General features: G+C 52.9%; 2 tRNA genes and 2 rRNA genes (1 of these 4 cut by a window edge). All 4 read left to right on the plus strand.

From position 1 onward, the window contains the following. The first annotated feature begins 135 nt into the window (after window positions 1–135). A 16S ribosomal RNA gene (locus C3B73_RS05850) occupies window positions 136–1,659 on the plus strand. A gap of 140 nt (window positions 1,660–1,799) precedes the next feature. Then, window positions 1,800–1,873, plus strand: a tRNA-Ile gene (locus tag C3B73_RS05855). 13 nt (window positions 1,874–1,886) lie between these two features. Continuing rightward, a tRNA-Ala gene (locus C3B73_RS05860) sits at window positions 1,887–1,960 on the plus strand. A 473-nt stretch (window positions 1,961–2,433) separates the two neighbouring features. Continuing rightward, window positions 2,434–2,500, plus strand: a 23S ribosomal RNA gene (locus tag C3B73_RS05865) (it continues 2,836 nt past the right edge of the window). The 16S and 23S rRNA genes sit together here with 2 tRNA genes alongside, the layout of an rRNA operon.

Consider the following 2,500-nt stretch of genomic DNA (forward strand, 5'->3'; position numbering starts at 1 on the left):
TTGTTCTTAGACATAATGAAGTATAGATCAGATTGTTTGTGCGAGCGAGAGCTTGTTCAATTCTTTGATGCATTAATTTGCATAGAAAATGACCAAGAGCGTAGGGTTAGCTCACAGAGTATATATTAGATATTTACAATGGAGAGTTTGATCCTGGCTCAGGACGAACGCTGGCGGCGGGCTTAACACATGCAAGTCGAAGGAGAAGGTAGCTGCTTGCAGCTGCTGGAGACTGGCGGACGGGTGAGTAACGCGTAGATAACCTGCCTATATCTGGGGGATAACATCTCGAAAGGGGTGCTAATACCGCATAATGCAGCGGGGCCGCATGGCCACAGTTGTTAAAGGTTTCGGCCGGATATAGAGGGGTCTGCGTACTATTAGTTAGTTGGTGAGGTAACGGCTCACCAAGGCGATGATAGTTAGGGGGTCTGAGAGGATGATCCCCCACACTGGGACTGAGACACGGCCCAGACTCCTACGGGAGGCAGCAGTGAGGAATCTTGCGCAATGGGCGAAAGCCTGACGCAGCCACGCCGCGTGCCGGAAGACGGCCCTATGGGTTGTAAACGGCTTTTGAATGGGAAGAACGTACGAGATTCGTCTTGTAGTGACGGTACCATTTGAATAAGCACCGGCTAACTCCGTGCCAGCAGCCGCGGTAATACGGAGGGTGCAAGCGTTGTCCGGAATCATTGGGTGTAAAGGGTGCGTAGGCGGGAGCCTAAGTCTGTGGTGAAATCTTGCCGCTTAACGGTAAAATTGCCATAGATACTGGGTTTCTTGAGTACAGAAGAGGTCGGTGGAATTCGTAGTGTAGCGGTGAAATGCATAGATATTACGAAGAACATCAGTGGCGAAGGCGGCCGGCTGGACTGTAACTGACGCTGAGGCACGAAAGCGTGGGGAGCGAACAGGATTAGATACCCTGGTAGTCCACGCTGTAAACGATGTATGCTAGTTGTTGGTCCTTTGGGGCCAGTGACGCAGTTAACGCAGTAAGCATACCACCTGGGGAGTACGTCGGCAACGATGAAACTCAAAGGAATTGACGGGGGCCCGCACAAGCGGTGGAGCATGTGGCTTAATTCGATGCAACGCGAGGAACCTTACCTGGGCTAAATCCACAGTGTTATCTCCCGAAAAGGAGAGTCCCTTCGGGGCACTATGGAAGGTGCTGCATGGCTGTCGTCAGCTCGTGCCGTGAGGTGTTGGGTTAAGTCCCGCAACGAGCGCAACCCCTGTGGTTAGTTACCAGCACGTAATGGTGGGGACTCTAGCCAGACTGCCTACGCAAGTAGTGAGGAAGGTGGGGACGACGTCAAGTCATCATGGCCCTTACGTCCAGGGCTGCACACGTGCTACAATGGATGGTACAATGGGTAGCCACCCCGCGAGGGGGAGCAAATCCACAAAGCCATTCTCAGTTCGGATTGGAGTCTGCAACTCGACTCCATGAAGGTGGAATCGCTAGTAATCGCGTATCAGCAATGACGCGGTGAATACGTTCCCGGGCCTTGTACACACCGCCCGTCAAGCGATGGAAGTCAGGAGTACCTGATGTCGCTCCAGCAAGGAGTGCCTAGGGTAAGCCTGGTAACTGGCGCTAAGTCGTAACAAGGTAGCCGTACCGGAAGGTGCGGCTGGATCACCTCCTTTCAAGGAGAGCGTTCCTGCAATATGGAACTACGACGCTACGCAAGCGCTCGTATCAAACAATCTGATCTGTACTTATTATATAGCGGGTGAACACTCGCCGCAGCCGGCGACCAACGCCTGTGCCGATACCCCGCTAAGCGGGGCTTGTAGCTCAGGTGGTTAGAGCGCACGCCTGATAAGCGTGAGGTCGGAGGTTCAAGTCCTCCCAAGCCCACAATTTAGTGCAAGGGGCTATAGCTCAGCTGGCTAGAGCACCTGCTTTGCAAGCAGGGGGTCCGGGGTTCGAATCCCCGTAGCTCCACACGAGTTTGACATAGTGAAGCAAGCGATACTGAGTGGCTGATTGAGGCCGCTGCAGGGTTGGCGGTTCCCCCGAACATCGGGGCCGTAGCTCCACACGAGTTTTTTGAGATTTTGAGGTAGTAAGACATGAGATGAGAGGATGCAGATCCCGGATGTTTTATACCTGTTCTTTAACAGAATGTTTGAGTTTGAGGCGTTGCCGGAAGGCGCGCGAGCAAGCAGACACGTTCCACACGCGAGAGTGTGGGTTCTTTGACATGATGAAAGCAATAGCAATAGTAAAAGGTCTGATATTGCTTACCTGCTTCGGTAGGTAGGTAATGGAAGATAGTAGTGCGTGCGTCCGATTGGGCGTGCGTGCTACGCCAAGGTATCTGGATGCGGTTCGTCCCACATCCAGACCACAATTGTAAACCAATAGCATGAAGTACTTATGTAGGCCGTGCGGCGGAGACGCCGTGCAAGCCATATAATAGAAGCATACTAAGGGCACACGGTGGATGCCTAGGCATACAGAGGCGAAGAAGGACGTGTAAAG

It is taken from the genome of Gracilimonas amylolytica (assembly GCF_002911695.1).
In the GTDB taxonomy this organism is placed as follows: domain Bacteria; phylum Bacteroidota; class Rhodothermia; order Balneolales; family Balneolaceae; genus Gracilimonas; species Gracilimonas amylolytica.